The 26,677-nt window shown below is 69.9% G+C and carries 27 protein-coding genes; 10 read left to right on the top strand and 17 right to left on the bottom strand.

Going from position 1 to position 26,677, the window contains the following annotated elements:
* Positions 1 to 6 precede the first annotated feature (6 nt).
* Together upp and L2X99_RS11075 are read left to right on the top strand one after the other, a co-directional pair.
* Positions 7 to 639: a uracil phosphoribosyltransferase gene (gene upp, locus L2X99_RS11070; RefSeq protein ID WP_236126688.1), complete on the top strand. Its 633-nt coding sequence runs from the start codon at positions 7 to 9 to the stop codon at positions 637 to 639.
* 131 nt (positions 640 to 770) lie between these two features.
* Positions 771 to 1,292, top strand: coding sequence for an NUDIX domain-containing protein (locus tag L2X99_RS11075; RefSeq protein ID WP_236126687.1), 522 nt, complete (start codon positions 771 to 773; stop codon positions 1,290 to 1,292).
* Between the two features lie 177 nt (positions 1,293 to 1,469).
* On the opposite strand, the gene L2X99_RS11080 is transcribed toward L2X99_RS11075, so the two are convergent.
* The 4 genes from L2X99_RS11080 to nadE form a co-directional block, all read right to left on the bottom strand.
* Positions 1,470 to 1,616: a hypothetical protein gene (locus L2X99_RS11080; RefSeq protein WP_236135114.1), complete on the bottom strand. Its 147-nt coding sequence runs from the start codon at positions 1,614 to 1,616 to the stop codon at positions 1,470 to 1,472.
* A 91-nt stretch (positions 1,617 to 1,707) separates the two neighbouring features.
* The gene (locus L2X99_RS11085; protein WP_236135115.1) at positions 1,708 to 1,893 is read right to left on the bottom strand and encodes a hypothetical protein; all 186 of its coding nucleotides are present in this window, start codon (positions 1,891 to 1,893) and stop codon (positions 1,708 to 1,710) included.
* A gap of 596 nt (positions 1,894 to 2,489) precedes the next feature.
* Positions 2,490 to 6,014 (bottom strand): TM0106 family RecB-like putative nuclease, encoded by a 3,525-nt coding sequence (locus L2X99_RS11090; RefSeq protein ID WP_236135116.1) that lies wholly within the window; start codon positions 6,012 to 6,014, stop codon positions 2,490 to 2,492.
* A gap of 71 nt (positions 6,015 to 6,085) precedes the next feature.
* On the bottom strand, positions 6,086 to 6,898 hold the full coding sequence (nadE, locus tag L2X99_RS11095; RefSeq protein ID WP_329608180.1) for an ammonia-dependent NAD(+) synthetase: 813 nt from the start codon (positions 6,896 to 6,898) through the stop codon (positions 6,086 to 6,088).
* A gap of 59 nt (positions 6,899 to 6,957) precedes the next feature.
* Between nadE and L2X99_RS11100 the strand changes: the two genes are divergently transcribed.
* Positions 6,958 to 7,515: a phosphorylase family protein gene (locus L2X99_RS11100; RefSeq protein ID WP_236126683.1), complete on the top strand. Its 558-nt coding sequence runs from the start codon at positions 6,958 to 6,960 to the stop codon at positions 7,513 to 7,515.
* A 199-nt stretch (positions 7,516 to 7,714) separates the two neighbouring features.
* On the opposite strand, the gene L2X99_RS11105 is transcribed toward L2X99_RS11100, so the two are convergent.
* The 10 genes from L2X99_RS11105 to L2X99_RS11150 form a co-directional block, all read right to left on the bottom strand.
* Complete coding sequence (locus L2X99_RS11105) at positions 7,715 to 9,928, bottom strand: SbcC/MukB-like Walker B domain-containing protein (RefSeq protein ID WP_236135117.1); 2,214 nt, start codon at positions 9,926 to 9,928, stop codon at positions 7,715 to 7,717.
* Positions 9,925 to 10,905 carry an AAA family ATPase gene (locus L2X99_RS11110; protein WP_236126681.1) on the bottom strand — a complete coding sequence of 327 codons (981 nt, stop codon included), beginning with the start codon at positions 10,903 to 10,905 and terminating at the stop codon, positions 9,925 to 9,927. Before L2X99_RS11110 ends, L2X99_RS11105 begins: the two co-directional genes overlap by 4 nt.
* Positions 10,902 to 12,056 (bottom strand): exonuclease SbcCD subunit D, encoded by a 1,155-nt coding sequence (locus L2X99_RS11115; protein WP_236126680.1) that lies wholly within the window; start codon positions 12,054 to 12,056, stop codon positions 10,902 to 10,904. Before L2X99_RS11115 ends, L2X99_RS11110 begins: the two co-directional genes overlap by 4 nt.
* Before the next feature lie 249 nt (positions 12,057 to 12,305).
* Positions 12,306 to 12,770 (bottom strand): DIP1984 family protein, encoded by a 465-nt coding sequence (locus tag L2X99_RS11120; RefSeq protein WP_236126679.1) that lies wholly within the window; start codon positions 12,768 to 12,770, stop codon positions 12,306 to 12,308.
* A gap of 59 nt (positions 12,771 to 12,829) precedes the next feature.
* Positions 12,830 to 13,069, bottom strand: coding sequence for a GNAT family N-acetyltransferase (locus L2X99_RS11125; protein ID WP_236126848.1), 240 nt, complete (start codon positions 13,067 to 13,069; stop codon positions 12,830 to 12,832).
* Positions 13,070 to 13,306: 237 nt separating this feature from the next.
* The gene (locus L2X99_RS11130) at positions 13,307 to 14,257 is read right to left on the bottom strand and encodes an ATP-binding cassette domain-containing protein (RefSeq protein WP_236126678.1); all 951 of its coding nucleotides are present in this window, start codon (positions 14,255 to 14,257) and stop codon (positions 13,307 to 13,309) included.
* Positions 14,254 to 15,114: an ABC transporter ATP-binding protein gene (locus L2X99_RS11135; RefSeq protein ID WP_236135930.1), complete on the bottom strand. Its 861-nt coding sequence runs from the start codon at positions 15,112 to 15,114 to the stop codon at positions 14,254 to 14,256. Before L2X99_RS11135 ends, L2X99_RS11130 begins: the two co-directional genes overlap by 4 nt.
* A gap of 5 nt (positions 15,115 to 15,119) precedes the next feature.
* Positions 15,120 to 16,088, bottom strand: coding sequence for an ABC transporter permease (locus L2X99_RS11140; protein ID WP_236126677.1), 969 nt, complete (start codon positions 16,086 to 16,088; stop codon positions 15,120 to 15,122).
* The gene (locus L2X99_RS11145) at positions 16,085 to 17,059 is read right to left on the bottom strand and encodes an ABC transporter permease (protein ID WP_236126676.1); all 975 of its coding nucleotides are present in this window, start codon (positions 17,057 to 17,059) and stop codon (positions 16,085 to 16,087) included. The genes L2X99_RS11140 and L2X99_RS11145 overlap by 4 nt, the downstream gene beginning before the upstream one ends.
* Positions 17,060 to 17,140: 81 nt before the next feature.
* Positions 17,141 to 18,856, bottom strand: a complete 1,716-nt coding sequence (locus L2X99_RS11150) for an ABC transporter substrate-binding protein (RefSeq protein WP_236126675.1) — start codon at positions 18,854 to 18,856, stop codon at positions 17,141 to 17,143.
* A 445-nt stretch (positions 18,857 to 19,301) separates the two neighbouring features.
* Between L2X99_RS11150 and L2X99_RS11155 the strand changes: the two genes are divergently transcribed.
* The 5 genes from L2X99_RS11155 to L2X99_RS11175 all read left to right on the top strand — a co-directional run bounded on the left by L2X99_RS11155 (position 19,302) and on the right by L2X99_RS11175 (position 22,699).
* On the top strand, positions 19,302 to 19,991 hold the full coding sequence (locus tag L2X99_RS11155) for a winged helix-turn-helix domain-containing protein (RefSeq protein WP_236126674.1): 690 nt from the start codon (positions 19,302 to 19,304) through the stop codon (positions 19,989 to 19,991).
* 185 nt (positions 19,992 to 20,176) lie between these two features.
* Entirely contained in the window at positions 20,177 to 21,127 is a 951-nt protein-coding gene (locus L2X99_RS11160) for a DNA-3-methyladenine glycosylase family protein (RefSeq protein WP_236135119.1), read from the top strand.
* Positions 21,128 to 21,137: 10 nt separating this feature from the next.
* Positions 21,138 to 21,347: a hypothetical protein gene (locus L2X99_RS11165; RefSeq protein WP_236126672.1), complete on the top strand. Its 210-nt coding sequence runs from the start codon at positions 21,138 to 21,140 to the stop codon at positions 21,345 to 21,347.
* A gap of 70 nt (positions 21,348 to 21,417) precedes the next feature.
* Positions 21,418 to 22,194 (top strand): siderophore-interacting protein, encoded by a 777-nt coding sequence (locus tag L2X99_RS11170; protein WP_236126671.1) that lies wholly within the window; start codon positions 21,418 to 21,420, stop codon positions 22,192 to 22,194.
* A gap of 91 nt (positions 22,195 to 22,285) precedes the next feature.
* Positions 22,286 to 22,699: a VOC family protein gene (locus L2X99_RS11175; RefSeq protein ID WP_236126670.1), complete on the top strand. Its 414-nt coding sequence runs from the start codon at positions 22,286 to 22,288 to the stop codon at positions 22,697 to 22,699.
* On the opposite strand, the gene L2X99_RS11180 is transcribed toward L2X99_RS11175, so the two are convergent.
* Positions 22,700 to 23,377 (bottom strand): HAD family hydrolase, encoded by a 678-nt coding sequence (locus L2X99_RS11180; protein WP_236126669.1) that lies wholly within the window; start codon positions 23,375 to 23,377, stop codon positions 22,700 to 22,702. It abuts the gene before it with no gap.
* Between the two features lie 14 nt (positions 23,378 to 23,391).
* Between L2X99_RS11180 and L2X99_RS11185 the strand changes: the two genes are divergently transcribed.
* Positions 23,392 to 23,829 (top strand): VOC family protein, encoded by a 438-nt coding sequence (locus L2X99_RS11185; protein ID WP_236135120.1) that lies wholly within the window; start codon positions 23,392 to 23,394, stop codon positions 23,827 to 23,829.
* Positions 23,830 to 23,865: 36 nt separating this feature from the next.
* Complete coding sequence (locus L2X99_RS11190) at positions 23,866 to 24,273, top strand: VOC family protein (RefSeq protein WP_236135121.1); 408 nt, start codon at positions 23,866 to 23,868, stop codon at positions 24,271 to 24,273.
* Between the two features lie 10 nt (positions 24,274 to 24,283).
* On the opposite strand, the gene L2X99_RS11195 is transcribed toward L2X99_RS11190, so the two are convergent.
* Entirely contained in the window at positions 24,284 to 25,741 is a 1,458-nt protein-coding gene (locus L2X99_RS11195) for an MFS transporter (RefSeq protein ID WP_236126666.1), read from the bottom strand.
* A 75-nt stretch (positions 25,742 to 25,816) separates the two neighbouring features.
* Positions 25,817 to 26,644: a M20/M25/M40 family metallo-hydrolase gene (locus L2X99_RS11200; protein WP_236135122.1), complete on the bottom strand. Its 828-nt coding sequence runs from the start codon at positions 26,642 to 26,644 to the stop codon at positions 25,817 to 25,819.
* Positions 26,645 to 26,677: the final 33 nt, after the last annotated feature.

Here is a 26,677-nt window from a genome sequence, read left to right on the forward strand (position 1 = left end):
TAACCCATGCGCGTTCACGTGGCCGACCACCCCCTCATCACCCACAAACTCACGGTGCTGCGTGACGAGGGCACTCCGTCGCCCGTGTTCCGCCAGCTGACCGAAGAGCTCGTCACGCTGCTCGCCTACGAGGCGACCCGCAACGTGCACGTCACGCCCGTCGAGATCCAGACCCCGGTCACGAAGACCATGGGCGTGAAGATCTCGGAGCCGCGCCCGATCGTGGTACCCATCCTGCGCGCCGGCCTCGGCATGCTCGAAGGTCTGGTCAAGCTGCTGCCGACCGCCGAGGTCGGATTCCTCGGCATGGTGCGAGACGAGGAGACGTTCGAGCCGACCACGTACGCAGAGCGCCTTCCCGACGACCTCAGCGACCGGCAGTGCTTCGCGATCGACCCGATGCTCGCCACCGGCGGCTCGCTCGGCGCCGCGATCCAGTTCCTGTTCGACCGCGGGGCGAAGGACGTCACCGCGATCTGCCTGCTCGGCACGCCGGAAGGCGTCGCCGCGATCGAGGAGCTCGTCGGCGACCGCGACGTGACCCTGGTGCTCGGCGCGCTCGACGAGCGCCTCAACGAGAAGGGCTACATCGTGCCCGGTCTCGGCGACGCCGGCGACCGGCTGTACGGCACGGTCTGAGTCGGGCGCGCGGCGGGGCGGCGGGGCGCGGCGGCGCGGCATCCGCGCGAGACTTGCTTTCGCGCATGAGACCCGCGCTCTGCACCGCGGTCTCATGCAGAACACGAAGTCTCGAGAGCGCGGAGGATGCCATGGCTGCAGGTGAGTGGTGGGATGTCACAGACGCCGACGGCGTGCCGACCGGCGCGACGTTCGAGCGCGGGACACCGGGATGGCCGCCGCAGGGCGGATTCCATGTCGTCTCGACTGTATGCGTGCGGCGCGATGACGGGATGCTGCTGCTGACGCAGCGCTCGGCAACGAAGGACTGCCCACTGGACTGGGAGTTCCCGGGCGGCAGCGTACTGACTGGTGAGACGAGCGTCGAGGGTGCAGTTCGTGAGCTGCGCGAGGAGACCGGGATTGCTGTGCCCGCCGAGTCTCTCGAGTTCGTGGGGCGCTTCGTCGAGGAGTCCGCGCTGATCGATCTGTACGTCGCAGCGGCAGAGCCGGATGTCGTGGTCACGGTCGATCCCGTCGAGGTCGCTGCCTCGGAGTGGCTCGCCGTTGACGAGGTCGAGGCGCGCTGGCGCGACGGGCTGATGGCGCCTCCGTGGGAGCCGCGGCTCGAGGCGCTGTGGGGGCCACTGCGGATCGTACTCGACGCGGGCTGAGGTCGCGCGTCCGTTACCCGGAACCAGAAGATCCGGCGAGAACAGGATGCAGATTCACCGCCGGTATTCGTCCTGCCCTGGAGAGATCTCCTGCGTTCGATGACGCAGCGCTCACGACGCCGGCGTGGCGCGCCGACCTCGCATTCCGGGTGGATCTCCTGTGCTCGGTGACGGAGTTCAGACCGTCAGGACGTAGCTGCGCTCGTCGCCGTACTGCGAGAATCCGGCGCGGGCGAGGATCGGTGCCGAGGTCGAGACCCGGCCCTTCACGAGCGCAGTCGTGGCGCCGAGCTCCGCGCCGACGCGCAGGCGTTCGGCGAGCACGGCGCGGTAGGCGCCGAGGCCGCGGTACTCGGCGAGCGTCGCGGCGCCCAGAGACGCAGGATTCCGTCGACGACCGTGCAGCCGCCCGTGCTCACGGGACGTCCGCCGAGGCGCGCCAGCACTCGGAAGCCCTCCCCGCCTCGAGCGAGTCGGTCACCTCGGCGAGCTCCTGCTGCAGCCCGTCGCCGTCGAGCGGCTGCTGGTCCCAGACCGGGACGTTCACCAGGTCGACGTCGCGGACCTGTTCGATCGTGCGGACGACTTCTGCCGGCGGCATCCGCCGGTGTCTCGATCGGGTCGCCGGGGATCGGCCGCGCGAACACGGTGACGGTGTCGTCGTGGACGGCGCCGCGGCGACGGAACTCGTCCTCGAGATCCGGGCGGTCGGACGGATTCGTCCAGAAGGTCAGGCGCGTCTCGCCCCAGCGGCGGGTGCGTTCGATCGCGTGGTCTACGACTGCTGCAGCATCCGTTGCGGAGCACACCTGCGAGGCGCGCACCCCGCCGCCGAACCGTTCCGGGTACCGCACCAGCTGCAGCTCGGTGTTCTCCTGCTCGCTCCCGCGCGGGAACCACACCCACGCCGCGGAGGCTCGGAGGATCTCATCGTCGCTGTGCACGTCAGTAATCTACTGTCCATGTCACGCGCCCTCGTCACCGGTATGTCCGGCACGGGCAAGTCGACCCTGCTCGCCGAGTCGGCGCGACACGCGAACAACCCGTATGGCCACTCGGCCGAGGACCGGGAAGAGATCCGGCGGAACACGCGTGATGTGGAGCCGCTGCTGCCGCCGCGGCGCGACGATCGAGCTGGATGCCCGTCGGACGATCCCCGATCTCGCCGACGAGGTGGAACGGCTGTCGTGAGATGCGTCAGCCGTGGTCGGCGCCGACCAGGCGGGCGAAGGCGCTGAGCCGGGCGACCCCCTCGGGGGTCCACGGCAGGTCGTCGAGCAGGGCCGGCGAGTGCACCAGATAGGCGACGCTCTTCGCGCGGGAGATGGCGACGTTCAGCCGGTTCTGCAGCAGCAGGAACTCCGGCCCGCGCGGGGCATCCCTGCCGCTCGAGGCGGCGAGGGAAGTGATCGAGACGACGGCTTCCTTGCCCTGGAAGTTGTCCACCGTTCCCACGGCCACCTGGCCGAACCCGGCCGCCACCAGTGACTCGTGGATGAGCTGCTTCTGCGCGTTGTACGGCGCGACGACGATGACGTCCTCCTGCTCGAGGGGCCGCGGCGCGGCATCCGTCATGCCGTCGGTGTAGGCGCGGCCGAGCAGATCGCGCACGATGCGCACGACCTCGTCGGCCTCTTCCGGCGATTGGGTGGCGTTGCCGCGGTGCCGCACCGGCATGACGTGCAGGCCGGGCTCGACGCCGTCGACGAGGCGCCCATCGGCGCCCGGTGCCGAGGCCAGCTGCCCGGCGTAGGACAGCCGTGAGACCGGCGCGGCGACAGCCGGGTGCATCCGCCATGATGTCGCCAGGAAGTAACCGTGCGCCGGGTCGATGACCTGGTGGCCCGCCATCACCCAGCCCAGCGCCGAGGTGTCGACCGGCTCGGGGTGCGTGCCCTGACTGACCTGCGGCAGCTGCTGCGGGTCTCCGAGCAGCAACAGGCGCTGCGCGCCGGCAGCGACGGCGATCGTGGAGGCGAGCGAGAACTGGCCCGCCTCGTCGATGACGAGCAGATCGAGTCCGCCGCGGTCGACGCGGCGAGTGTTGGCGAAGTCCCAGGCGGTGCCGCCCACGACGAAACCCTCCGGGTGCTCGCCGATGAAGGCCGCCATGCCGTCCTTGGGGATGACGGTGAAGGACGGTTCGGACTCGTCGTCCTTCGGCTTCTTCGCCACCTGGGCCGACGGCACTCCATCGGCGACGATGCGCTCGAGCAGCGTCTCGACGATCGCATGCGACTGGGCGACGACGCCGACCTTGAAGCCGTGGTCGCACACCAGCCGGGCGATCACCTGCGACCCCGTGAAGGTCTTACCGGTTCCGGGCGGGCCCTGCACGGCGATGTAGCTGCGGTCGAGGTCGAGCACACCGCGCACGATCGCGTCGATCGTGCGATCGTCGGCGTCGCCGGTGACCGGCGGCAGCGGGGCGCCAGTGCGGGTGCGGGGCACGGTCCGGCGCAGGATGTCGGTCGCGGCGTCGCGCGGGAACGCCGGCGCGGTGCGGTGCACGGCGTCGGCCCACTCCTCGATCGCCTTCTGCTGGTTCCCGACGTTCGGGGGTGACGCCGGGGTCAGCGCGATCGGCAGTTCGGACCAGGTCTCGCCCTGCACCGAGCGCTCACGGATGACGTAGCCGTCGTCGAGGACCTCCACGATCTCGACCTCGTGCGGCACCTGGATCACCCGTGAAGGAGCTTCGAGGGAGAACGGTGCTGGCATCGGGTACAGCGCGAACGGCCGACCGCCGATGCCGAGCGTGCTCCCCGGAGCGACCTCGCCACGCAGTTCGACGAGCCGGGTCAGGGCACGATTTCGCGGGCCCTCGCCGACCGCCCAGTCCTCTCGATGAGAGCTGCGTGCGGCGTCGACGCGCAGCACGTCCCGCGTGCTCTCCCACATCGACACCGGCTCGCGCAGCCGCTGGAAATGCGCCTGCCAGAAGCTCTTCGTCTCTCGCGGATGGTAGTCGATGGCCGCAGCAGCGACCCGGTAGACCTCCGCGTCGCTCTCGTCCGCGGCATCCGCCGCGTCGGCCATCAGCGCGACGGACAACGGCGAAGGCTCGTACGCGCGGGTCTCGGACTCGTCGGGCGGCGCAGGCAACACGCCCTCCTGCTTCGCGAGCCCGATCAGCCAGTCGCGCAGGCGCCGGGTCGAGACGCAGTCGTAGCGGTTGTAGTCGGCCAGATCGTCGAGGATGCCGCGGGCCTCGGCATCCTGCCCGGCGGCGAGCAGCTCACGAGCCTGCACGTACTTGACGATCGAGTCGTCGCCCTTCTGCACGTCGCTGGTGCGCACCTCGTCGCCCATGTAGAGCGGCTCGAGCTTCTTGATCGAGTACGACCGCGACCCGATGCGCACCGACCGCAGCACCAGCGGATAGAGATCGACGAAGACGCCCTCGCGCAGCAGTCTGTCGACGTCGGTCTCGCCGACGCCGTACCGGGCCGCCATCGCGGAGAGGTGCGAGGTCTCGTACGGCGCGTAGTGGTAGATGTGCATGTCGGGATGCGTCTGCCGCCGCAGCCTCACGAACTCGAGGAAGTCCAGCAGCGCCTGCCTCTCATCGGCGAAGGTGTGCGCCCACAGCGCGGAGTACTGCTCGGCGTTGTCGATCCAGCCGAACAGGTAGTCGATGCCCCACTCGGGCTTCTCGCCTTCGTCACCGACCGGTTCGGTGTACAGCGGATCGCCCTCGAAGTCGAAGAAGATGTCGCCCCGGCTGGGCCTGGGCATCAGGCCGATCGCGGTCGAGGAGACGAGTTCGAACGGCGGCGGCACGGTGGGATCGTCGACGACACCGAGCTGCAGACGCGCCTGTGCGCGGAGCGCCTGGAACGTGTCCATGTTCATGCCGTCAGGGGCCTCCGCCGCCACGGCGAGGTCGTCGATCGTGAGGATCCCGGCGGCGCGCAGCCGCTGGCGCTGCACCGGGCGCATCCGCGCGACCATCAGCAGATCGCGATGTGCGAGCACCTGCTCCTCGCACGTGGCGCAGCGCCCGCACGCGGTGATCTGCAGGTCGCCGCGGTCGTCGCCCCAGGCGAGGGGTGCCCCGCTGACGCCGTCCTCGATGCGCCGGTCGGCGATGAGCGCGCGCAGCCGCGCGCGTCGCACGTGGAACAGCGGCAGCAGGTCGTCGACGAGGTGGATGCTGGTGGATCCGTCGCCCAGGAGGAGGTCGACCTCGTCGGCGCGCGGGATGCCGAGGCGGTCGAGCTGGTCGACATATGCCGCAAGCTGCATGAGCGCCGTGACCCGGGCGGTGCGGGCGAGCTTGGTGTCCTGCACCCGCCAGCGCCCGTCCGCATCACGCAGCAGGAAGTCGGCGAAGCCGACGAACTCGGAGGTCGCGAACGCCGCCTGGAACACGACGGATGCACCGGAGCGCAGCGCCTGCTCGGTGTCGGCGACGACCGCACCGAGCGCCTCGGCGTCGGTGGAGGACACCTTGGGCAGCTCGACGACTCCCGGGCCGCCGTCCACCGAGGTGCCGAGGTCGTCGATGTACCGGTCGAGCGTGCGACGCTCATGCACGTCTCCGAGCTGCGCGGCACGGGCGAGCGTGGCATCTTCGGGCTCTTCGACGGCGGGGACCCTGCCGAGCTTGGCGTCGAGGGCGCGCGCCCAGGCGAACTCGCACTCGGCGGCCGCTTTCAGGTCACTCGCGCTCCAGACGACCCTCGTCGCGACGTCCTGCTCCGACCTGATGACCCGCACGGATGCCCCTTCCCATTGCCTGCTCCGAGGCTATCGGCAGGGTCGGACATCGCCGCCGTCGGCGGGGAGGGTCAGCGCCACCACTCGTCGTCGGGGGTCACCGGCAGGTGGCGCTTGTGCTGGGTGGACAGGTACTTGCCCTCGATGCGGCTCGCCACGTCGTCCGAGACCGGACGCTGCTCGAGGTAGTCGTCGATCTGCTCGTAGGTCAGACCGAGCTCGTCCTCGTCGGCGCGGCCGGGCTGCCCATCGAGCAGGTCGGCCGTCGGCACCTTCAGATAGAGCCGCTCCGGAGCTCCCAGCTCACGCAGCACAGCACGACCCTGGCGCTTGGTCAGACCTGAGAGCGGCAGGATGTCGGCGGCGCCGTCGCCGAACTTCGTGTAGAAGCCGGTCACGGCCTCGGCGGCGTGGTCGGTGCCGATCACCAGCATCCGATCGTGGCCGGCGAGGGCGAACTGCGTGACCATGCGGACGCGGGCCTTGATGTTGCCGCGGTTGAAGTCGGTGATACTCGCGCCGAGCCCGTTCTCGATGTCCTTCTCGACGCCGTCGACGCCGTTCTCGATGTTCACCTCGACAGCGCGGTCTGCCGCGATGAACGCCAGCGCGGCCTCGGCGTCATCCGCGTCGTGCTGCACGCGGTACGGCAGCCGCACGGCGAGGAACGAGGCCTCGCCACCCTCCGCGCGCACCCGTTCGACGGCGAGCTGTGCGAGCCGGCCCGCCAGCGTCGAGTCCTGACCGCCCGAGATGCCGAGCACGAACCCCTTCGCCCCGGTCGCGGACAGGTAGTCGGCGAGGAAGCCGATCCTGGCGTCGATCTCAGCGCGCGGGTCGATCTCGGGCTTCACTCCGAGAGCCTCGGCGATCTGCTGCTGCATGGTCACGGGCGTCCTCCTCCGACGGGTGTACACCAGTCTGTACCTGAGAGGATGGTTGCGTGAAACTCCTCGTCGCCGCCCTCGCCTCCGAGCTGCAGGCCTTTCCCGCCGAACTCCCCGGTTTCGACCGCCTCGTCACCGGACCGGGCAAGCTGAAGGCGGCCTACGGCCTGACGCGTGCGCTCGACGCCACGGCGTACGACGAGATCCTCGTGGTGGGCACGGCCGGCGCCGTGGACGACGACCTCGACTCGGGCGTCTACGAGGTCAGCGCCGCGATCCAGCACGATGTGCAGGACCTGGACGGCGTGGTCGGGCAGCACGTCTCGCTGCCCTCGCACGTCGAGACCGGACGCGACGGACACACGATCGCGACCGGTGACATCTTCGTCGACGACGTCGACGCCGTCGCCCGCATCCGCTCGCTCGGGGGCGTGCTCGTCGACATGGAGACGTTCTCGTACATCTGGGTCGCGCAGCAGTTCGGTGTGCCGATCCGCGTGCTGCGAGCGGTCTCGGATCGGGCGCAGGATGGAGCGACGCAGCTCTGGGACGAGGTTGTCGCGGCCTGCAGCGCGCAGCTCTGGGAGCGTGTGAAGGACGAGTACGCGGTCTAGACCGGCGCGTCGTCGAGACCAGCGCTTCGCGCTGCAGTTCCTGACGCTCGCAGCGCTTCGCGCTGCAGTTCGTGTCTCGCGCGGCAGACATAAGCGCAGCGCGAACCCAAGAGTGCAGCACGAACCCGAAACGTGCAGCGTAGGCCGGACTGCACAGCGCAAGCAACGCCATTCAGCGTGTGAAGGACGAGTACGCGGTCTAGACCGGCGCGTCGATCACGCTCGGGCCGTCGGGCAGCGTGCGAACGGTGAGCTGACCGGGGATCTGCTCCTGCATCGCCTCGACGTGACTGATCACTCCGACCGTGCGGCCGCCCTGGCGCAGCTCGTCGAGCGTGCGCATCGCGACCTCGAGGGTGTCCGCGTCGAGCGATCCGAAGCCCTCGTCGATGAACAGCGTGTCGAGCCGGATGCCGCCGGCCCTGGCAGTGACGACCTCGGCGAGCCCGAGGGCCAGCGCGAGCGACGACAGGAACGTCTCGCCGCCGGACAGGGACCGCGCAGGCCTGGTCTGGCCTGTGAAGGCGTCGAAGACGACGATGCCCAGGCCGGATGCCGCGCCGCGGCCGGCGAGGGCGTCGGAGTGCCGCAGCTGGTACCGCCCGGCCGACATGTCGTGCAGGCGCAGATTGGCGGCAGCCACGATCTCTTCGAGCTCGGCGGCGAGCACGAAGGTCTCGAGACTCATCTTGCGCGTGTTCGCGCCGCGCCCGGCGAGGGCGTCTGCGAGGCCCCGCAGCACGTCGTACTCGGCCTGCTGCTCGGCGCCCGCCGCATGCTCCGATGCGACGGTGCGGGTCAGACCGGTCAGCTGAGTCAGAGTGCCACGCGTGCGGTTGGCGGCGTCGACCGCAGCCAGCCAGCCGTCGCGGGCGTCCGCGGCGGCCTGCTCGGCCGGGGTGAGGTCGACCGGATCCTCGGGCAGGGTGCGCAGTTCGAGGTCGAGCAGGGTCGCACGCTCTTTACCGAGGGCGACCGCATGCGCGGTGATCCTGTCATCGAGGGCAGCGAGCTCGGCGGGTGCGAGCAGGGCCGCCTCGGCGGCGGTCGCCTCGTCGAACGGCGAGTGCTGCAGGGCGGCCGTCCGGTCGGCCATGGCCTCGGATGCCGCGGTCGCGCGCACCTCGCGGTTCTCGATCGCGTCGGCGAGCGTCCCCGCGTCTGCGGCCTGCTCGGTCACCAGCGCGATACGAACGGCCACCGACGGATGCTCCGCCCTGGCCTCCGTGATGAGGGCCTCGGCCTGAGCCGCCGTCTGCTCGGCGAGGGCGAGCCGCTCGCGCGCACCGGAGAGCCGTTGCTCGGCTTCGGCGCGGCGCTGCTCGTTCTGATCGCGGCGGGTCGTGGTGACCTGCAGTTCGGTGTCGAGCAGCACCACCTGTTCGGCGGCCTCGCGCGCGGCGGTGAGCTCGATCGTCGCGCTCTCGAGTTCGGCCGCGGCCTGCTCGGGTGTGCGGCCGTCGGCGCGCTCGCGCAGGGCGGCGAGAGCGACTCGCAAGGTCGATTCGTGCTCGGAAGCCGCACGCTCGGCAACGGCAGCGGCGTCGCGCGCGGTCTCGGCCGCGGCGATGTCGTCGGCCGACACCGGGTCGGCGTGCTCGGCAGGCTGCGGATGCTCGGTGGATCCGCACACCGCACAGGGCTTGCCGGGGATGAGCGCGGTGGCCAGTTCGCCGGCGAACCCGTCGAGCCGCCGTCGGCGCAGGGAGGCGAGGGCACTCTGTGCGGCGGCGTGCGCCGTGCTCGCCTCGACCACCGTGCGTTCTGCGTCGGCCTGCGCAGCGGACTGCTGCTCGGCGTCGACGGCCGCGACACGACGACGCTCGGCAGCATCTCTCATGCGGGTGAGGTCGTCCACGCGGTCGGCGTGCCGGCGGGTCGCGTCACGGCGTTCCGTGAGCTCGACGAGCCGAGCGGGAAGCTCCTCCCGTTCGCGCTCGACGGCGTCGAGGGCGTCTGCGGCATCGGCGACGGCCTGACGAGCGGATGCCACGGTCGCGGTGCGTTCCGTGGTCTGCTGCTCGAGTCCGGCAGCGCGCTGCCACGCGCCGATCTCGCGGGTGCGGGCGGAGGCCCAGGTGCGGAGCACGGCGGACTCGTTCCCGGTCGTTGAGCGAAGGCGCTCCCGCGCCGCAGACGAGACGTCGAGACGTTCATCGGAGTCCGTGGAGCGTTTCGTCTCGCTGCGCTCGCTCAACGACCCCGAGACGTCAGAGCGAATCCGCTCGCTCAACGACCCCGAGACGTCAGAGCGAATCCGCTCGCTCAACGACCCCGAGACGTCAGAGCGAATCCGCTCGCTCAACGACCCGGAGACGTCGATGCCGTGCGCGTCCCAGATCGCGCGGGCCTCGACCTCGGATTCTGCGGCCGTCTCGAGAGCCCTCTCGGCGCGCGTCGCGGCCTGGATCACGCTGCGCAGCGCCTCCGCAGCTCGTGCCCGATCGCGTCGTTCCTTCGCCTCGGCGATCTCCTCGGCCTGCCTCTCCAGGGCGTCGAGCGCGGAGCGTGCCCGGTCGCGCTCGCTCTGCGCCTGGCGCAGCTCCTTGAGGTCGGCAAGGCCGGCATCCGCGGTGGCGAGCCGCTTCTCGGCGTCGTCGCGCTCGGCATCCAGCCGCTCTGCGCGGTATTCACCGCGCGCGACCGCTCGGCGCAGCGCCTCGATCCGATCCCCGGCGTCCGCCCCGCGGTGAGCCCCGCTTCGTCGCCGCCCAGCTCGGCCTCCGCGACGAGGGCCTCGGCCTGCTCCAGCCGCGCCTCGACTGTCGCCTGCCGGGCGCCGAGCGCCTGCTCCGCAGCTCGACGTCGCTCGTCGAACCTCGCCTGATAGTCCTCGAACCGCTCCGTGCCGAACAGCCGGCGCAGCAGCTTCTGCCGGTCGCGGCTGTCGGAGAGCAGGAAGTCGGCGAACCGGTTCTGCGCGAGCAGGATCACCTGCAGGAACTGCTCCTGGGTCAGCTGCAGGATGTCGGCGAGCTCGTTCGCGACATCGACCGCGCGTGCCGCGCGGCCCACCCAACCGGCATCCGTCCGCTCCTCGAGCGAGACCGCGGCTGCCTGCTTGGTCAGCCCGCCGCCGCGCTTCGCCGGACGCAGGTACTCGGGCGAACGGGTGACCCGGAACCGCCCGGCGACCGTGCTGAACTCGACGACGACCTCCGTGGGCTCATCGGGCTCGCTGTGGTCACTGCGCAGGCGCTTCTCGCCGCCGTCGTAGCGCGGAACGCCGCCGTAGAGTCCGAAGCACACGGCGTCGAGGATCGACGACTTGCCCGCCCCGGTGCGCCCGCCGATGAGGAAGATGCCGTCGTCAGCGAACGCGTCGAAGTCGACGACCTGTCGTGCCCGGAAGGGGCCGAACCCCTCGACCTCCAGTCGATGCAGTCTCACACCAGCGCCTCGGCGCGCACCCGGTCGTCGAGCACCTCGCGGATCAGCTCGGCCTCGCGGTCCGTTGCCCCGGCCCCCGCACGGACGTGCTCGAGGAAGGCCTCGATGCGCTCGGTGTCGGTCACTGCGCCGTGCAGGCGCTGTGCGTACGACCTCTCTTCGACGGCGTCGGCACCGGCCGGCGCGTGCTGCACCAGAGCGCAGAACGGGAACCGCTCCCGCAGCCGCCGCATCGGCTCGTGCTGCGGCACGGGGTCGGTGTAGACCGCGCAGACCCAGTCGTCGGCATGAGCGGCGATTTTCTCGTCCGTGAGGATCTCGGCGAGCGGGCCGGTCAGGGTGACCAGCCGGCGCGGCACCGGCAGCGCCAGCCACTCGGCGGAGGCCAGCCCCTCGGCATCCAGCTCGACCAGCCAGGAGCCGCGCTCCTTGTGCTGCTCGCCGAAGCTGTAGTGCAGCGGAGCACCCGAGTACCGCACCCGATCGCTGAGCCGCTGACGCCCGTGGATGTGCCCGAGCGCAACGTAGTCGGGGCCGTCGAACACGGCCAGCGGCACCACGTCGAGTCCGCCCTGGCGAACCTCGCGCTCGAGGCCCGTGGTCGCGTCGACCCCGGCGGCGAAGCAGTGCGCGATCGCGACCGAACGGCCGGGGTTCTGCGCGATTCCCTCGCGCACGAGGTCCATCGCGTGCGCCATGGTCTGCGCCTGGTTCTTCAGCGACGCTTCCGGCCAGTGCTGCCGCACGATCGCCGGCTCGAGGTAGGGCACGCCGAAGAACCGCACGTGCCCGTGCTCGTCGTCGACCGTCACCGGCGAGGCGATCGCCGTGGGGTCGGTCAGCACGTGGATGCCCTCGCGCAGCAGGCGGGAGTGGAACCCGAGCCGCGCGGCGGAGTCGTGGTTGCCGCTCGTGACGATGACCGTCGCCCCGGTCTCGTGCAGGGCGACCAGCGCGTCATCGAGCAGCGTGTAGGCCGAGGCGGCGGGCGTCGCGGAGTCGAAGACATCACCCGCGACGATCACGACGTCGACGTCATTTTCGCGCACCTGCGCCACCAGCGCCTCGAGCACGGCTCCGAGCGCATCGAGCGTGGCGTGCCCGTGGAAGGTGCGCCCGATGTGCCAGTCGGAGGTGTGCAGGATTCGCATACTTCCAAGGTACGGACGGCCTCCGACATCGCCCTCGAGGCGTGCCGAACACAGGAGCGGAAGGTCCCCTGACCCACCCTCATCGCGACGACCGGCACGGGGTGATGCGACATGCGCTGTGCGCTGTCACCGGTGCGTTGTGCGGGGCTGCATCGTGCAATCGATGGGCTGCCCTCCGCCCGGAGTCGACCGACTTGCCCCGCCGGTCAAGGGGGTGTGCCCGCTTCGTCGTGACTACCGACTTCCGCTCTACTCGTCCAGTTCGTTCCCCCAGTTCGCCTGCTGGATGCTGCTGTCGAGCTCGCGCAGCTCTCTCGCGACGGCATCCGCTCTGGTGTGCAGCTCGCCGACCGGCAGCGCCGGGAGTTGACGCAGCTCCGAGCGCATCTGACGCAGGTATGCATGATCCGAGCCGGAGGCCGCCGCTGCGGCATCCGACAGCAGCGAGTGCCGCAGCCGGAGCACGTCGCGGGTGGCGAGCGCGTCGGTCATCGTGCCCTCGCCGACGGCGACGCGACCGTTTGTCGCGTTGATCCGGCGGATCAGGTCGCGCAGCTGATCGAGCGCGGCATCCGCCTCGACGAGCAGTGCGGACGCATCCTCGGCAGGCTCCTCGCCCTCCTGATAGCGGGCGCTGTCCGCGATCCTCTTGCGAAGCTGCTCGATGCGTCGCTGCAGATCGGAGCGGACGGACAATGCCTCAGCGAGTCTCATCCCGCCATGCTCACACAGCCCGGCACGCGGATGCCAGAGCCAGTCGGGAATCCCCGCAGTCAGCGCCGGCGCAGCAGACCCTGCTTCTCAGGATGCGCGTCGAACCAGTCGGCGACGTACCAGCACACCGGATCGATCGTGCGGTCGCCGCGGGACTCGATGTCGGCGACGGCGCCCTCGGTCACCACGGCCGCGTAGCCGCGGCCGCGGAACGTCGGGATCGTGAACGCCCTGGTCAGCGCGACGGTGCGACCGTCGTCGCGGTAGTCCAGCACGCTCACGAGGGTGCCGTCGTGCATCAACGTGTAGCGCGAGGCATCCTTCTCGTCCGCCAGCCGGAAGCCCTGGGTGTGCGCGTCGATCTTCACCACTCCACGCTACGTCCGAAATCGGAGGCCGAGGCCGGACCTCCCGGGCAGCTGAAGGCGTTTCGTCTCGCTCCGCTCGCTCGACGACCGGTGGAGGGAAGGCGTTTCGTCTCGCTCCGCTCGCTCAACGACCGGTGGAGGGCAGGCGTTTCGTCTCGCTCCGCTCGCTCAACGACCGGTCCCCGGCAGGGCCACCAGGTGCCCGTCGCCGACGTCTTGCAGCGCCGGCCGCGGAGCATCCTGTTCGTCCCACTCCCTGCTCACCCGGCGGCCGCGGCGCCGGCCGCGCTGGCGCGGATCGGCGATCGGCACGGCCGCGAGCAGCTCCCGCGTGTACGGATGCTGCGGCGAGCCGAAGATCTGGTCGCGGGTGCCCTGCTCGACGATCCGCCCGCGGTACATGATCGCCACGCTCGTGCACATGTGCTCGACCACGCTGAGGTCGTGCGAGATGAACAGGAAAGAGGTGCGCTGCCGGTCGCGCAGATCGGTCAGCAGGTTCACGATCTGTCCCTGCACCGAGACATCGAGCGCCGAGACGGGCTCGTCGGCGACGACGAACTCGGGCCGCAGCGCCATCGCCCGCGCGATCACGATGCGCTGCCGCTGCCCGCCGGAGAACTCGTGCGGGTAGCGGTCGAGGGCGTCCGCCTCCATGCCGCACTGCGCGAGCACCTCGACGACGCGGTCGCGCTCATCGTGCTTGCCGGCCAGGCCGTGCGCACGCATCGGCTCGCCGATCGCCGCGGCGATCGAAAGGCGCGGATTCAGCGCGCTGAACGGATCCTGGAAGACGTACTGCATCTTCGGGCGCAGCCGGCGCAGGTCCTTCCTGCCCAGCTCGAGGATCTCCTCGCCACGGAACCGCACCGACCCCGAGGTGGGCTCGTGCATCCGCAGCAGCGCCTGCCCGAAGGTGGTCTTGCCGCTGCCGGACTCCCCCACCAGGCCGAACATCTCGCCCTCCCGGATGCGCAGCGTGACCCCGTCGACCGCCTTCACGGTGCGCTTCTGCCCGCCGCGGTCGTCACCGCGCGAGCGCCGAGCGGAACGAGACGAAGTGACGAAGTGCTTGACGATGTCGGTCGCCTCGACCAGAGGCTCGGTGGTGGTGCTCATGCCGTCACCCCGGCGGCGGCCAGGCGCCGCACCTCGTCGGAGATCACCGGCAGCCGGTCCAGGCGCTGCCCCGGCAGGGGGCGCGCCTTCAGCAGCGCGTCGGTGTACGGATGTCGGGGGCTCTCGAAGAGCCCGAACACGTCGCCGCGCTCGACGATGTGCCCGCCGTACATGACCAGCACCGTGTCGGCGACCTCGGCGACCACGCCCAGGTCGTGCGTGATGAACAGCATCGCCATCCCGGTCTCGTCGCGCAGATCGAGCAGCAGATCGAGGATCTGCGCCTGAATCGTGACGTCGAGGGCCGTGGTCGGCTCGTCGGCGATGAGCAGCCGCGGCCGGCAGCACAGCGCGACGGCGATCATCGCGCGCTGCAGCATCCCGCCCGACATCTCGTGCGGGTAGGACCGCATGATCCGCTCCGGATTCGGCAGGCCGACGCGGCTCAGCCAGTCCACGGACTGGTCGTGCGCGTCGCCGACGCTCACGCTCTCGTGCGCCCTGATCGTCTCGATCAGCTGCTTGCCGATCGTGAAGACGGGGTTGAGGGAGCGCATCGGCTCCTGGAAGATCATGCCGACCTCGCCGCCACGCAGCTTCTGCAGGGCGGTGCCCTTCATCTTCCGCACGTCGTCGCCGTCGAACAGCACCCGGCCGGAGAAGATCTCACCAGGCTCGTCGACGAGGTTCAGCAGCGAGAGTGCTGTGATGCTCTTGCCCGATCCCGATTCGCCGACGATGCTGACGACCTCGCCGGCGTGCACCTCGAAGCCCACGCCGTCGACCACGGTGCGGGGGCCGTTCTCGGTGGGGAACCGCACCGAGAGATCCTCCACCTGTACGAGCAGGTCCGCCATGGCGCTCACTTCCTCATCCTGGGGTCGAAGACATCGCGCATCCGGTCGCCGAACACGTTGATCGCGGCGATCGTGATCAGCAGAGCGACACCCGGCGGCACCCACAGCCACCAGTGCTGCTGGAAGTCGATGAGGTTGTTGGCCGAGCTGATCATATTGCCCCAGGATGCGTTCGGCGGCTGCACGCCGAGGCCGAGGAAGCTGAGCGCCGATTCGCTGAGGATGCCGGATGCCGTGCTCAGCGTGGCCACCACGATCAGCAGCGGCATGACGTTCGGCAGCAGGTGCCGGAACTGACGGGATGCCGCGCTCAGCCCGAGCACCTCGGCGGCGCGCATGTACGGCGCCTCGCGCAGCGACAGCACCTGCCCTCGGATGAGGCGGGCCAGCGACGGCCAGCCGATCAGGCTGAGCAGGAGCATCACGATGTAGATCCGCTGCGAGGGGTCGACCTTCAGCTCGGACAGCACCGCGGCCATCACGATCAGCAGCGGGAGCCCCGGGATCGACATCAGCAGATCCGCGGCGCGCATGATGATCGTGTCGGCCAGGCCGCCGTAGTACCCGGCGATGATGCCGAGCACAGCGCCGATCAGCAGCGACAGCAGCATCGAGGCGATGCCGATGGTCAGCGAGATCCGGCCCGCGAGCATGAGCCGGGTCAGCACGTCGCGACCGTAGCCGTCCGTGCCCAGCCAGTGGTCCATCGTCGGCTCATGGTCCTGGATGCGCAGGTTGATCTCGTCGCCGGTGTATCCGGTCAGCAGGGGCCCCGCGAAGCTGAACAGCAGCATGAACACCAGCAGCGCGAGGCTGATGCTCGCCGCGGGCATCCGCAGCAGCCGGGCGAAGGAGTCGCCCCACAGCGAGCGGCGTCTGCCGGACCGGCGCCGCCGCCGCGCCGGCTGCTCGGGGGCCGGGCCCAGGTCCGGATCGGTGATCTGGGTGACGATGAGCTCTCCGCCGCCGCTCATGATGCGCTCCTCGCGTCGACGAGCCGCACCCTGGGGTCGGCGACCGCGTACAGGATGTCGGCGAGGAAGCTGCCCAGCACGGTGAGGAAGGCGAGCAGCATGGTGATGGTCATCAGCACGGCGTAGTCGCGGGTCGCCACGGAGTCCAGCTGCAGACGCCCGACTCCCGGCCAGTTGAAGATCGACTCCGTGATGATCGCGCCGGCGAACAGGCCGGGCAGCTCGAAGGCGAGCAGCGTGATCGCCGGCAGCAGCGCGTTGCGCAGGCCGTGCGAGAACACCACCGAGCGCTCCTTGAGCCCCTTGGCGCGAGCGGTGCGGATGAAGTCGGCGCGCAGCACCTCGAGCATCCCGGTGCGGAAGTAGCGTGTGAGCGATCCGGCGCCCAGGAAGGTGAGGATCGCCACGGGCAGGATCATGTGCCGCATGACCTCGAACACGCGGGCCATGCCGGTGGAGGTGCTGCCGGTGTCCAGCATCCCGCCGGTGGGAAGCCAGTGCAGGTCGACGGCGAAGATCTTGATCAGCAGCAGGCCGATGAAGAACGACGGGATCGAGAGCGACGCGAAAAGGCCGATCGTGACGAGCTTGTCGAACCAGGAGTACTGCTTGACCGCTGCGAGCACGCCGGCGACGACCGCGATGATCCAGGTGAGGACGAAGGCCGCGAACGCGACGATGAACGAGTTCCACATCAGCGGCGCGATCACCTCGGCGACCGGCTGCTTGTGCTCCAGCGAGTAGCCGAAGTCGCCGTGCAGCATGTTGCCGAGCCAGATGAAGTACTGCACGATCACCGGCTTGTCGAGTCCGGCGAGCGCGCGCAGCTCGGCCTTGCGCTCGGGCGTGAGCGTGCGGTTCGAGCTGTAGTAGTCGCCCGGCATGAGCGAGAACAGGAAGAAGACGAGGACGGAGACGCCGAGCAGCAGCGCTGCCATCAGGGCGAGTCTCTTGAGGATGTATCGGGTCATTGCACGCAGCTGTCGGGGAGGTGGACGCACCGGAATGCCTCCGGGCGGGGGTCCACGCCCCGCCCGGAGGCATCCTGCAGGCTAGCCCGCGATCTTCAGCTGCGCGAGCGCGAGCGCGGCGTCGTCGTTGCCGGTGGTGTACTTCTCGCCACCGTCGATCCGGGCGTTCCACGCCGAGATCGACTTGCGGTAGTCGATCAGGATGATCGGCGGATCCTGGCTGAGCTTCTGGTACAGCTCGGTGTAGATCTTCTGCCGCTCGCCCTGGTCGAACGTGGACGTGCCCTGCTTGATGAGCTTGGTGACCTCGGGGTTCGAGTACCCGGTCACGTTGATGTCCGGGTCGTCGGTGCCGAACTCGCTGACGGCGTCGTTGGGGTCGGACAGCCCGTTGGTGCGGAACCCGGCCAGGTCGTAGTCGCCGTTGTACAGACGGTCGAACGCGGTGTTCGAGTCCAGCACCTCGGGCACGAAGTCGATGCCGAGATCGGTGTACGTGCTCTCCGCGATCGGGATGATCGGGTCGTCGTCCTTGGTGGTGATGTACGAGATCTTCAGCTTGGCGCCGTCCTTCTCGCGGACGCCGTCGGAGCCCTTCTTCCAGCCGGCCTCGTCGAGCAGCTTGCCGGCCTTCTTCGGGTCGTAGTCGTACTTCCTCACGCCCTCGTCCGTGTAGGACCACTGCGTGGGCGCGGCGAACACGTCGGCGACCTGTCCGAGACCCTTGTACTTGGCATCGACGATCTGCTGGCGGTCCAGGCCGTAGTACAGGGCCTGGCGCACCTCGGTGTCGGCGAGCGCCGGCTTCTTGTTGTTCACCCAGATCGCACCGATGTCGGGTACGACGCGGGCGCGGATGCTGGCGAAGCCGAGACCCTGCAGCTCCTTGAGCACGGCCGGGTCGCTGCCGAAGCCGCCCTGGTCGATGTCGCCGTTCTCGAAGTTCTGCAGTGCGGAGTCGCTCGAGACGACCTTGAAGATCAGGCGCGGGATCGACGGCTCGCCCGAGTAGTAGTTCGGGTTGGCGGTGTAGCGGATCTCCTGTCCCTCGACGTACTCGTCGAGGGCGTAGGGACCGGCGCCGAGCGGCTTGCCGTAGAGGGCCTTCAGATAGTCGAGCTTGCCCTTGGCGTAGCCCTTGCCGTAGTAGGCCTTCGAGATCACCTGGCCGCCGAGCGTGCGGAGCGCGAGCGGGTTCTTCTTCTCGGTGGTGATGGTGATGGTCTGAGGGTCGGTGACCTCGATGCCGGAGAGCGAGGTCGCGGAGCCGTTCTTGTACTCGTCGGTGCCCTTGATCACGATGTCGCTGAAGTCGACACCGCCGGCGTACTGCGGGTCGTTCAGCAGCGTCAGGGTGAAGGCCACGTCCTCGGCCGTGACCGGCGAGCCGTCACTGAACTTCGCGCCGTCGCGCACGTGGAACGTGTACGTCAGGCCGTCGTCGGCGACCTCCCACTTGTCGGCGAGGTCGGCGACGGGCTCGCCGGAGTCGTCGGTGACGACGAGCGAGGCGAAGATCGGCTGCACGGCGTTGCCGTCCCAGCCGTTGTCGTAGAACCCGGGCAGGAAGACGCCGCCGGGCTTGCTGATGGTGCTGACGAAGACGTCGGTGCGGGCGTTCGCGGCAGCCGGGCTCTTACTGGGATCCGTGGCCTTGTAGAACTCGTCCTTCATGGAGCTGAGGTCGTTCTTCTCGGCGTCGGGGCCGGGGTCGGCGGTGGCCGCGCACCCGCCGAGGGCGAGGACTCCCGCCAGTACTGCCGCGGTGGCGGCGATCGATCTCTTCGTCTTTCTCATGAGCGGTTCCTCTTCAGCATCTTCGTGGGAGCGTGCTCAGCGAGAGTAGACCCGGGTCGATGCACATGAGGACCGGGATGACGGGGTGTTACGAATTCGGGATACCAAGTCGGGGGCGATCTCGAGTTTCACGGGCGACGAGCCCGGATGTCACGTTTTGACATGACGGGTCACGATCGGACATAATCCCCCCATGACCACCAACGCAAGCCCTTCGTCCGCCCAGGAGGCGAACAGGACTGCCGGGATGATGATGCCCGGTCGCGTTGGCATGTGTTGCCGAATGTGTTGCTAAGGCGCAACCACCCCTTTTCGCTCACCTCTTCCGCCATCTGCGGAGCGTGAGCCCGGGCACCCACCCGTGTGCCTGTCCTTCCGGCTCCGCCCGGTCTTTCTGCAACGCATCAGAGCCATCGGCTCGCATCCCCTCTGAGGATCCATCATCATGTCGAACACCGCCCTTCTCGAGCGTCCCGTCACCGCCCCCGTCCGCGTCGTGTCCCCCTCGGATGCCGCCGCCGACCTGCCCTCCGTGCGATCACCGCGCGGCTTCGCGCTGTACGTCGGCCTCGACGAGATCAAGGCCGCCGAAGCCGGCGTGAGCCTTCCTGTTCTCGTCGACGCTCTTCGCCGCACGCTCGCCGAGCTCGCCCCCGGCGCCGAGACCCACGCCACCGTCGCCCTCGCCCCGCACGGTTCCGGCGGACGCGACCTCGACGTCGTCCGTCTCGCCCTGCAGGAGCCCGGCGCCATCGCCCGTTCCAAGGCCGCCGTGGAGGAGGACAAGGACGAGGAGCTCGGCGTCGTCGTCGACATCTCGCGCAAGCGGGTGCTCATCGACGGCGAGTCCGCCGCCTTCACCTACAAGGAGTTCGAACTCCTGCAGTACCTGGTGCTGCGCGAGGGCCGCACCATCGAGCGCTCCGAGCTGGTCTCGGCGCTGTGGCAGGCCAGCGACGAGGAAGCCGCCCCCGGCGAGCGCACGATCGACGTGCACGTGCGCCGGCTGCGCGCCAAGCTCGGCCGCTACGAGGACATCGTGCGCACGGTGCGCGGGGTGGGCTACCGGTTCGACCGGCACGCCGACGTCGTGATCCGCTACGGCCACGGCACCCCCTCGCCCGACCGCTTCTGAGGTTCCGCTCGCGGCTCGGTCGACCCGCGCTGCAGTTCTCTGCGCCCCCGCTCGCGCTGCAGTTTCCCGCTCACGCGGCGCAGATGTGCGCAGCGCGAGCAGAAGAGTGCCGCGCGAAGCGGCCGGATGCCGGGCGCCGGATGCCCGGCCCCGCGACTGTCAGCTGCCGCACGTAGAGTGAGCGCATGACCCTGACTGCGGATGCCGGCGCTGCGCGCACGACGGCACCGCGGGAGGCCACGTACTCGCCGGGGCATCCGCTCGACCTGATGCGCACGCTCGGCGTGCTGCGCCGCGGCGCGGGCGATCCGACGATCACCGTCGACGGTCACGTCGTCTGGATCGGGCTGCGGACGGATGCCGGGCTCGCGACGCTCGCGCTGCGCGCGGCGCACGGTGAGGTGCACGCGTCCGCGTGGGGACCGGGCGCCGCCGAGGCGCTCGATGCCGTGCCGCGGCTGTGCGGCGCAGACGACGATTCCTCCGGGTTCGACGCGTCACAGCATCCGCTCGTCGAAGCTGCGGCCCAGCGCCATCCCGGCATGCGGCTGACCCGCACCGACCGGGTGTTCGAAGCGCTCGCGGGCTCGATCATCGAGCAGAAGGTCACCGGCATGCAGGCGTTCGGCGCGTGGCGGCAGCTCGTCTCGCGCTTCGGCGAGCGCGCTCCCGGACCGACTCCGCGGGCGATGTTCGTCCCGCCGAGCGCGCAGGGCTGGCGGCGCATCCCGTCCTGGGCCTGGCAGCGGGCGGCCGTGCAGCCGCAGCAGTCCCGCGCGCTGGTCCGCGCCGCGCAGCGCGGTGACCGCATCGAGCAGGCCGTGCACCGGGCAGAAGACGGCGCCGCGCGCGAACGCGTGCTGACCAGCCTGCCCGGCGTCGGTCCGTGGACCTCTGCCGAGACCCGCCAGCGCGCGCTCGGCGACCCCGATGCCGTGAGCGTCGGCGACTATCACCTCGCCCATGAGATCGGGTTCGCGCTCACCGGCTCCCGCACCGACGACGACGGGATGCTCGAGCTGCTCTCGCCGTGGACGGGGCAGCGTCATCGGACCGTGCGGCTCATCCTCGCCAGCGGCGTGGCCGAGCCCCGCCGCGGTCCTCGGCTCGCGCCCGAGGACCACCGCCGGCGCTAGTCTGGCGATCATGGACAACAAGCGTCGCAATCGCTTCACCTGGCTGGGCGGCACCGTCGTGCTGCTCGCGCTCGGCGTGATCTTCGGTCTGATCCTGCAGAACGTCTGGCTCGGCATCGCGATCGCCGCCTTCGTGTCCGTGATCTGGCTGATCGCCGTCGAATCACGCCGCGGTGGCAACCAGGGCGTGAACGACGAGTCCACCGGCATCGAGGTCTGATCCACCCGTCGTTCGCGCCCAGGACAGGACGCACAAGGTAGGTAAGCCTTACCTCGGATATGCTGGCGAGATGACCATCCCGATCGTCAAATCACCTGGATTCCGGCTCGAACGCCACGGCCTCGACCTGCGATTCCGTTCCGTCACGCTGGTCGAACGGGAACGGATCGCCCCCGACTATGTTCGGGTGCGACTCGGCGGCAGCGATCTGGCGGGCTTCGACTCCCCCGGCTGCGACGACCACATGCGGCTGTTCTTCCCGACCGGCCCGGTGTCCTCCGTCGAGGAGCTGCGCGCGGCGCCGAGCCGGGAATACACGCCGCTGGCCTGGGGCGAGGACTGGCTCGAGGTCGAGTTCGCCGTGCACGGCGATGAAGGCGTGGCCGCGCCGTGGGCGGACAGTGCCCCGCTCGGCTCGATGATCGGCGTCGGCGGCCCGCGCGGCTCGCAGCTCATCGAGGGCACGCCGGATTCCTGGATGCTGGTCGGCGATGAGACGGCGATCCCCGCCGTCCGGCGGTTCGCCCGCGCGCTTCCCGCCGAAGCGCCGGGCCGCATCGTCATCGAGGTGAAGTCGGCGGCCGACGAAGTCTGGATCGACGCCCCCGTCGCCGTCGAGTGGCTGCACCGTGACGATGCTCCGGCCGCCTCGGCCCTCATCGCGTTCCTCGGCGGGCTGGGTGCTGCGGCTCGCCCGGGTGCCGACCCGTTCGTGTTCATCGCCGCCGAGCAGACCGTCGTCAAGCCGGGTCGCGCCCTGCTGGACCGCTGGGACATCCCCTCCGGGCAGGCGATCGTGAAGGGCTACTGGAAGCGCGGCGAGGCCGAGTACCACGCCCCGCACTGAACCGCCGGCGACAGGGTCTTGCGAATGTTCCGGCAGCGGCGAAGACTGATCGGCGCCGGGCATCCGGCGAACCACGTCGGAAGGCGAACCCATGGCCGTTCTCAATCCGTATCTCTCGTTCCGCGACAATGCCCGCGAAGCGATGACGTTCTACCAGTCGGTGCTCGGCGGCAAGCTCGACCTGGTCGAGTTCTCGTCGTTCCCGCAGATGCCGCAGGACCCGGGCGACGCGGACAAGATCATGCACTCCTGGCTCGCGACCGAGGACGGCATGGTGCTCGCCGGCTCCGACACTCCGAAGGGAATGGAGTACCAGGAGCCGCAGGGCATCTCCGTCTCGGTCAGCACGACCGACGACGATCGGGCACAGGCGATCTGGGACGGGCTCGCCGATGGAGGCGCCGTCGACATACCGTTCGACAGCGCGCCGTGGGGCGGCCGGTTCGGCATGGTCACCGACCGGTTCGGCATCTCCTGGATGCTCTCGGTCGACGCGGCGGAGTGATCAGACCGCGAACACGAGTTCGTCGAGGGAGCGGATGCCGGTGACATCGGGCATCCGCTCTCCTGTGCGCGCGAGGTGCACCGCGTGCAGCCCCGCGTCGAGCGCGCCGCGAACGTCGGCCTCGAGAGAGTCGCCGATCATGACGGCTTCGGAAGCGTCGACACCGATCCGCTCGAGGGCCCCGGAGTAAGCACGCGGGTCGGGCTTGCCTGCGTGCAGCTCGGAGGAGCACACGATCACGTCGAGGTGCGGCCGGAGACCGAAGCGGTCGATCTTCCCGTGCTGCTGGACGGCGTCGCCGTTGGTGAGCAGCGCCACGATCAGCCCCGCATCCTTCGCCCGGCGCAGTGCGGGCACGGCGTCGTCGAACCGCTGCAGTCCGGCCACATATCTGGTGCCGTACGTGGCGAAGATCTCGGACGCCTCCCCATCCGTCAGTTCCCTGCCGAGGAACTCGCGCACCCGCTCACGCCGCTGGTCCTCGAATCCGATCTCTCGACGCTGGTATCGCGCGTAGTGACGGTCGGCGATCTCTTCCCACCGTGCGACGACACCGCTGTCAACGATTCCGAGATCGGCGGCGAAACCTACCACGGCCGATTCCTGGGCCGTGAGGTGGTCGAGCAGGGTGCCGTCGAGGTCGAAGATCGCGGCGCGCAGCGTGAGGTGGGCGAGCATGCGTCCAGTCTGCCGTGCTCGACGATGTCGGCGGCGTCCGCAAGACTGTCGGCATGGCGACCTTCGATCATCTCGGCCTGTCCGTCGCGGACGTGCCGCAGGCATCCGACCAGCTCGATCCGGTTCTGAGCGCACTCGGCTACACGCGGGCCTACAACGCACCCGACCACGCCTACTGGCGGCAGACGGACGAGCCCGAGATCCTGCTGTACCCCGCCCGCGAAGAGGGGCAGCACGTGCACGGCCGCGTCGGCTGGCAGCACATGGCGTTCGAGGTCGGCTCCCGCGACGAGGTCGACCGGCTGCACTGGATCGCGATGGAGGCCGGATGGACGGCGGTGCGCGAGCCCAAGGAGTACCCTCGGTTCACCGAGCGGTACTACGCGTCGTTCGTCGAGGACGCCAACGGCATCCGCTTCGAGTTCATGCACAACCCGCCGCGCCAGGGCTGACGCGAGACGAGGCCTGCTTCGGGCAGACTGTCCGTCATGCCTGTTCTCGATCACCTCGGCGTGACCGTCGTCGACCTCCCCCGCGGCATCGCCCAGTTCGGCGCCGTGCTCACCGCTCTCGGCTTCGAGTACGAGGGGCAGATCAAGCAGTCCGCCGCCTGGTACAAGGATGACGAGACCGAGATCATCGTGTTCGGCCCTCGTGATGCCGACGACGCCGATCCCCACCTGCACGGGCGACCCGGCTGGCAGCATCTCGCCTTCGCCGTCGACTCGCGCGAGGAGGTCGAGCGGATGCATCGTGTCGCGGTCGACGCCGGCTGGAGCGTCGTGCGGGAGCCGAAGCTCTATCCCCGGTTCAACGACCGCTACTACGCGTCGTTCGTCGAGGACGACAGCGGCATCCGCATCGAGTTCATGCACAACCCGCCGCGGGAGTCCTGACTCCCGGGCGTCAGCTCAGGACAGGCTCGGATGCCTCGGTCACGGCGCGGTCGGTGAAGGCGTGCTTCGGCACGAAGCACAGGATCACGGCCGCGGCGAGCGCGGTGGCACCGCACACCACCCACACCGTCACGTAGCCGGCGAAGGATCCGGCGGTGCCCTCGACCGCGGCGCCTGAGACGCCGTGCAGCAGCGCGATGCCGAACACGCACGAGGCGATCGCACCGCCCACAGTCTTCACCGAGTTTGTCAGGCCGGTGGCGACGCCGGTCTGGGTCGCCGGGGCGGCGGATGCCGCCGCCGCGGGAAGCGCGGCGACGAGGGCGCCGGAGCCGAGACCCACCACGACCATGTTGGTCACGACCTGCACGTACGTGGCGTGCAGCGGCAGGAACAGCAGGAACCCGACGCCCACCAGCACCGAGGCGCCGATCAGGGTGACGCGCGGTGTGAGCCGGCGCGCGACGAGCGGGAACAGCAGCGCGCCGACGATCATCGCGATCAGGTAGACGCCGATCAGCAGCGAGGTCGCGAAGCCGGTCGTGCCCAGACCGTACCCGTACACCGTCGGATCGGTGCGGGCGAAGGTCGACAGCGGCGCCTGGGCGCCGAGTACGCTCACACCGAACAGCCCGGCGGTGAGGAACACCGGACCGAGCGCCGGAGAGCGGAACATCCGCACGTCGATGATCGGGTCGTCGTGCCGCAGCTCCCAGAGCACGAACGGCACCACAAGCACCAGGCCGAGCAGCACGACGGCCCACGACCATGGGTTCACCAGACCGCCGTCCAGGCGCAGCAGCCCGAGGCCGCCGGTGAACGCCACCAGCGCGAGCGAGATCAGCACCAGGCCGACCGTGTCGAAGATGCCGCCGGTCGGCTCGGGCGACTCCTTGACCCCGAACAGGATCACGAAGAAGCACAGCACCACCATCAGCGCCGGCACGAGCAGCACCACCATGAGAGGCAGCGCGTCGATGAGCGCGCCGCCGACCAGGGCGCCGATGATCGCCCCGGTCTCGAGCGCGGCGACGAGCAGTCCCGCAGCTCGCGCGGTGATCCCGGAACGGGCATCCATCCGCCGCGAGCGCGACCAGATCAGCGCGATCTCGAGCGGCAGCCACACCGTGTAGAACCCCATCAGCGCCCAGCCCGCGAGGAACACCACGAACGAGTCGGTGAACGGCAGTACCAGTGCGGCTGCCGCGGTGAGCGCGGTCGAGATCAGCAGCATCCGCTTGTGGCCGACCATGTCGCCGAGCTTCGCGAAGGCGGGGACGACGAGGGCCGACAGCATCAGCTGCGCGCCCTCCAGCCAGTTCACGTCGGCGTCGTGGATGCCCAGGTGCCGGGCGATGTCCGACAGCATCGGCGTGTAATAGCCCTGGATGACGCCGCTGGTGAACTCGACGAAAGCCAGGAAGCCGACCACGGTCGCAAGCGCGCCCAGGGTCTTCGTGCGCGTCATCGCGCCTCCTCGGGAAAAGAATGTGCGGGACGCTTCGACAGGCTCAGCGACCCAGAGGCCCTCGGGTAGGGCGCTCTACTGTAACCCCTCGATGAGCGCGCTGTGGAATCGCTCCCCCCGTTCGAGAGCGGCGATCTCGACGCTCTCGTCGACGCCGTGGATCGCCGCGCGCTGCGCGCTCGACATCTCCAGCGGCGCGAACCGGAACACCGAGGGCGAGAACCGGTGGAAGTGCCGCGAGTCGGTCGCCGCCATCATCACGTACGGGACGGCGGGGATGCCCGGATGCGACACCGCGAGCGCCCGCTCGAGCAGACCGAAAGCGGGGCTGTCGGTGCGCGATTCCGGTGAGGGCTCGCTCGCGTCGACGATGCGCACCGAGACCAGCTTGTCGGCGACGCGGCGGCGCACCCGCTCCGCCGCCTGCGCCGTCGTCTCGCCGAGGGCGATGCGCAGGTTGAGCGTCGCGGACGCCTGCGACGGGATGACGTTCGCGGCGGTGCCGCCGGACTGCATGGTCGCGGCGACCGTGGTGCGCACGAGGGCGGCGGGCTCGCCGCCGAGCGCCGCGAACACGCGAGCGGTGAGCCACGGGGCGGCGGCCAGGGCGCGAAGCAGGAGGCGTGCGGGGCCCTTCGCCCGGCCGGAGAGCTGATCGAGCATCCGGCTCACCGCCTTCGGCGTGCGCGCGCGGAACGTCGACGGGCCGAGCCGGTCGACCGCCCGCGCGACCCGGCGCACCGCCGTGACCGGGGGCGGCGTGGATGCATGGCCGCCGTCTCCGCGGGCGGACAGCTCGATCGTGGCGATGCCCTTCTCTCCACGCCGATCATCGCGGCGCTGCCGGGGACGAACGGCAACGGGGCGTCGACCACGGCGCCACCCTCGTCGACGACCAGCCACGGCACGATCCCGCGCTCGCGGAATGCGGCGGCG

This window comes from Microbacterium sp. KUDC0406 (assembly GCF_021582875.1).
Lineage (GTDB): Bacteria > Actinomycetota > Actinomycetes > Actinomycetales > Microbacteriaceae > Microbacterium.

Coding starts and splice junctions, on each gene's coding strand:
- upp (WP_236126688.1), top strand. CDS start 7: ATGCGCGTTCACGTGGCCGACCACCCCCTCATCACCCACAAACTCACG.
- L2X99_RS11145 (WP_236126676.1), bottom strand. CDS start 17,059: ATGACCCGATACATCCTCAAGAGACTCGCCCTGATGGCAGCGCTGCTG.
- L2X99_RS11085 (WP_236135115.1), bottom strand. CDS start 1,893: ATGCCGCCGGCAGAAGTCGTCCGCACGATCGAACAGGTCCGCGACGTC.
- L2X99_RS11130 (WP_236126678.1), bottom strand. CDS start 14,257: ATGAGCACCACCACCGAGCCTCTGGTCGAGGCGACCGACATCGTCAAG.
- L2X99_RS11170 (WP_236126671.1), top strand. CDS start 21,418: ATGACCATCCCGATCGTCAAATCACCTGGATTCCGGCTCGAACGCCAC.
- L2X99_RS11120 (WP_236126679.1), bottom strand. CDS start 12,770: ATGAGACTCGCTGAGGCATTGTCCGTCCGCTCCGATCTGCAGCGACGC.
- L2X99_RS11180 (WP_236126669.1), bottom strand. CDS start 23,377: ATGCTCGCCCACCTCACGCTGCGCGCCGCGATCTTCGACCTCGACGGC.
- L2X99_RS11190 (WP_236135121.1), top strand. CDS start 23,866: ATGCCTGTTCTCGATCACCTCGGCGTGACCGTCGTCGACCTCCCCCGC.
- L2X99_RS11155 (WP_236126674.1), top strand. CDS start 19,302: ATGTCGAACACCGCCCTTCTCGAGCGTCCCGTCACCGCCCCCGTCCGC.
- L2X99_RS11115 (WP_236126680.1), bottom strand. CDS start 12,056: ATGCGAATCCTGCACACCTCCGACTGGCACATCGGGCGCACCTTCCAC.
- L2X99_RS11075 (WP_236126687.1), top strand. CDS start 771: ATGGCTGCAGGTGAGTGGTGGGATGTCACAGACGCCGACGGCGTGCCG.
- L2X99_RS11135 (WP_236135930.1), bottom strand. CDS start 15,114: ATGGCGGACCTGCTCGTACAGGTGGAGGATCTCTCGGTGCGGTTCCCC.
- L2X99_RS11150 (WP_236126675.1), bottom strand. CDS start 18,856: ATGAGAAAGACGAAGAGATCGATCGCCGCCACCGCGGCAGTACTGGCG.
- L2X99_RS11125 (WP_236126848.1), bottom strand. CDS start 13,069: ATGCACGACGGCACCCTCGTGAGCGTGCTGGACTACCGCGACGACGGT.
- L2X99_RS11165 (WP_236126672.1), top strand. CDS start 21,138: ATGGACAACAAGCGTCGCAATCGCTTCACCTGGCTGGGCGGCACCGTC.
- L2X99_RS11160 (WP_236135119.1), top strand. CDS start 20,177: ATGACCCTGACTGCGGATGCCGGCGCTGCGCGCACGACGGCACCGCGG.
- L2X99_RS11195 (WP_236126666.1), bottom strand. CDS start 25,741: ATGACGCGCACGAAGACCCTGGGCGCGCTTGCGACCGTGGTCGGCTTC.
- L2X99_RS11140 (WP_236126677.1), bottom strand. CDS start 16,088: ATGAGCGGCGGCGGAGAGCTCATCGTCACCCAGATCACCGATCCGGAC.
- L2X99_RS11175 (WP_236126670.1), top strand. CDS start 22,286: ATGGCCGTTCTCAATCCGTATCTCTCGTTCCGCGACAATGCCCGCGAA.
- nadE (WP_329608180.1), bottom strand. CDS start 6,898: ATGCAGCAGCAGATCGCCGAGGCTCTCGGAGTGAAGCCCGAGATCGAC.